The following is a 3,830-nucleotide window of genomic DNA, read 5'->3' as shown; positions in this document are numbered from 1 at the left end:
TCGGGCCTCAAAGCCGGTGAAGAAGTTGTATCCGGGCCCTTTACCCACGTCTCCAAAACACTTAAAGCCGGGGATAAGGTGATGAAGAAAGTAGAAAAAGAAAAGAAATAGTTTGTTGGTGACGAACAAAATCCCCGCCGTCTGGATGGGGATTTTTTGTTGAGAGGGCAGGCGTAGCACCCATTTTTGGATTTGTAACAAATGCCGTGGATGGAATAATCCATCAGGAGAGAGTACGTCTAGTTCATGTTCACACGTACCAGTTTAATCAAAATATTTCCCGGGAGATACGTTATCCGTAACATCTACTACTGATATTCAAGGGTAGACGATACCTATTCATCCGTTCGGATCATATTGGCCAGAATTCCTCCCTCCGTCAGTAAGGTTTCCGTTCGCTCGGGACGGGCATCGGTGAGAAACACCTGCCCGAAGGTTCCATCCTTCATCATTTCCATCAGTTTGGCGATTCGGCGATCATCAAGTTTATCGAAAATATCGTCGAGCAAGAGAATGGGTTGCCAGCCTTTTTCCTGCGTCAATAAATGAAACTGAGCCAGTTTCAAAGCTACTACGAAAGATTTCTGCTGCCCCTGCGAGCCGAATTTTTTAAGTGGATACGCGTCAATTTCAAACGCATAATCGTCCCGGTGAACGCCCAGAGTCGTACGTTGGGCGGCTACATCCCGGTGGCGATTTAGCCAGAATTGTTGCCGGAAATGTTCAGGGTCTACTTCCGACTCATACCTGATTTCGACGGCCTCCCGACTTTCACTCAACTCCGCGTAATGTTGCTGGAAAACGGGTAAAAATTCAGCTAGGAAGGCTTGCCGGTGTTCGTGTAACCGCAAGGCTAGATCGACCAGCGGCTGCGAATACGCTTCAAGCAAATCTTCGTCGGTGTAATGGCGTTCGTGAAATTGCTTGAGAAGTACGTTCCGTTGCTCCAGAATCCGGTTGTACTGGAGCAAATCGCTCAGGTAATCGGGGCGTTGCTGGGAAAGTACCCCGTCAAAAAATTTCCGTCGTTCTTCCGAACCCTCCCGAACCAGATCGGTATCATCGGGAGCAATCAGTACCACGGGAAATTTTCCAATGTGATCGGCCAGTCGTTCGTACGGTTTCTTATCGTGCAGCACGGCCTTCCGTTGACCCCGGGGAAGGGAAATGGTAATCTGCTGCGTACGTACCGAAGTAGTGACCGTAGTCGCTTCATCGGCCGTGGATTCCGAGGGAGTGATAGAAAAATTTCCGTCAATCACCATGTAATTAGCCCCGTGCTGAATAGACAAAGCGTCCTGACTGGTCAGTGCACTTTTGGTCAGGGATAAAAAATAAATGGCGTCGAGCAGGTTGGTTTTTCCGCTACCATTCTCGCCTACAATGGCATTTACCCGCTCAGAAAATTGAAAGCTTCCCGATTCGTAGGATTTATAATGCGTTAAATGAAGGCGTTCGAGAAAAAGCATCTTTGTGTTTTGACGATTGCAGGCTAATTTCGCCGAAAGTTTTGTACCAAGGTTTTCCAGATTCGTGCCTTTGGCCGGAGAAAAAGTCGGAAAATCGGACATTATTTCCATTCTTCTTAATCCCGCGTTCAATGGCAAAAAAAGAAAAAGCCGAAGCGAAGGTAAAATACCCGAAAGAAACCTACCTCTATTGGTTTGAAAATATGCTGCTTCAGCGGCGTTTTGAAGAAAAAGCCGGACAGCTCTACGGACAACAAAAAATCCGGGGTTTCTGTCACTTGTACATCGGTCAGGAAGCCTGCTCGTCGGGTTGCGTATCGGCTCTGACGAAAGATGACAAGTGGATCACTGCGTACCGTGACCACGGATTTCCCCTGGCCTTGGGTACCAGCCCGAATGCAATCATGGCCGAATTGTTCGGTAAAGCTACGGGTACGACCAAAGGAAAAGGCGGATCGATGCACATTTTCGACAAAGAAGTGAACTTCGTTGGCGGTCATGGCATCGTAGGTGCTCAGATTCCGCTGGGAGCGGGTATCGCCTTTGCTGAAAAGTATCTCAAAACGAAAAATTTGTGTATCTGTTTCTTTGGCGACGGTGCCGTTCGTCAGGGAGCTTTGCACGAAGCCTTTAACATGGCCATGACCTGGAAACTGCCCGTCATCTTCGTGGTAGAAAACAATGGTTACGCCATGGGTACGTCTGTCGCACGGACGTCAAACGTAACGGATCTGTACACCATCGGCGAGGCCTACGACATGCCTTCGGAGCCCGTAGATGGTATGAGCGTAGAAGCCGTACACGAAGCCGTAAGCCGGGCTGCCGAGCGGGCTCGTAGCGGTGAAGGGCCTACCTTCCTCGAATTCAAAACGTACCGCTACCGGGGTCACTCAATGTCCGACCCTCAGAAATATCGGACGAAGGACGAGGTAGAAGAATACAAACGCCGTGACCCGATTGAATGGGTACGGGCTACGATCCTCGAAAACGAGCTGGCTACGGAAGAAGATCTGGCTGCTATCGAAGATAAAATCAAAGAACAGGTGGCAGAATCGGTGAAATTTGCCGAAGAATCACCCTGGCCGGATCCGAGCGAAGCGTACAAAGACGTATACGTTCAGGAAGATTATCCGTTTATTCAGGAATAGCGATTAGTTGTTGGTTGCTTGTTGGCAACTAACGTCTGGTACGTAATACGGGTAATGAATCATCAATCGATGGTTCGTTACCCGTATTATTTTTGTGCAATAGGAAAAGAGGATGCTCGGCGAATGAGTTACCCCGCATTGCATACGGGGCTAATGAGGTTTAACTCCTTCGGAGTTAGAGAAACATTTATTAGGAGAACTTTCAAGCCTTCTAAAGCATTCTTTCCAGTAAAACAACCTCATCAACAACCAATAACTAACAACAAAAAACCAATAACCAAATTTAACCCTATTCCTCCCAGCCAAATGACCGCCGCACGGCCTTTCGCCAGCTTCGGTACATAGCGTTGCGTTTGGCTCGGGGCATTTGGGGTTTCCAGGTTTTTTCGATGCCCCAGTTCTGGCGTAAGTCATCGAGGTCTTTCCAGTACCCCACGGCTAGTCCGGCGGCATAGGCGGCTCCCAGAGCGGTGGTTTCAATCATGGTCGGACGTACCACGGGAACGTTCAGTAAATCCGACTGGAACTGCATGAGAAGTTCGTTGACCGTCATACCCCCATCTACGCGTAATTCTGAGAGTCGTACCCCGGCATCTTTCTCCATGGCTTCCAGAATTTCCAGCGTTTGAAAGGCGGTGGCTTCCAGAGCGGCCCGCCCCAAGTGACCTTTGGTAACGAAACGAGTTAAGCCAGCCACGACGCCCCGGGCATCGCTTCGCCAGTACGGAGCATACAACCCCGAAAAGGCCGGTACGAAATAACAGCCGCCGTTGTCTTCCACGGTACGGGCCAGCGTTTCGATATCCGAGCTTTTTTCGATCAGGCCCAGGTTGTCCCGTAACCACTGTACCAAAGCCCCGGCAATGGCCACGGAGCCTTCCAGAGCATACTGAACCGGCTGATTGCCCAACTGATAGGCCACGGTCGTCACGAGGCCGTGGGTGGATTGGGTCAGCGAGTCGCCGGTATTGATTAACATGAAACAGCCCGTGCCGTAAGTATTCTTGGCTTCTCCCGGACGAAAACACGTTTGTCCCACCAGAGCCGCCTGCTGATCGCCCAGAATGCCCGCGAGCGGTACGCCTTCGAGTACGCCCTTGGCCGTTGCGTACACTTCTGAAGAGGAACGGATTTCGGGTAGGATACTGCGGGGAATGCCAAACGTTTCCAATAAGCCCTCATCCCATTGTAAGGTACGTAGGTCCATGAGCTG

At 50.2% G+C, this 3,830-nt stretch carries 3 protein-coding genes; 1 reads left to right on the top strand and 2 read right to left on the bottom strand.

Features of this window, described 5'->3' with window-relative positions; all coding sequences use genetic code 11:
- Positions 1-335: 335 nt before the first annotated feature.
- On the bottom strand, positions 336-1,469 hold the full coding sequence (gene recF, locus ACOJTG_RS04985; protein WP_420152803.1) for a DNA replication/repair protein RecF: 1,134 nt from the start codon (positions 1,467-1,469) through the stop codon (positions 336-338).
- 131 nt (positions 1,470-1,600) lie between these two features.
- On the opposite strand from recF, the gene pdhA reads away from it, so the two are divergent.
- Positions 1,601-2,617, top strand: a complete 1,017-nt coding sequence (pdhA, locus tag ACOJTG_RS04980) for a pyruvate dehydrogenase (acetyl-transferring) E1 component subunit alpha (protein WP_094812431.1) — start codon at positions 1,601-1,603, stop codon at positions 2,615-2,617.
- A gap of 289 nt (positions 2,618-2,906) precedes the next feature.
- On the opposite strand, the gene ACOJTG_RS04975 is transcribed toward pdhA, so the two are convergent.
- On the bottom strand, positions 2,907-3,830 hold a 924-nt coding region (locus ACOJTG_RS04975; protein WP_420152802.1), incomplete at its 5' end, for an FGGY family carbohydrate kinase.

It is taken from the genome of Siphonobacter sp., from assembly GCF_048595215.1.
Classification (GTDB): Bacteria; Bacteroidota; Bacteroidia; order Cytophagales; family Spirosomataceae; genus Siphonobacter.
This window is presented reverse-complemented; position numbering and strand designations above follow the sequence as displayed.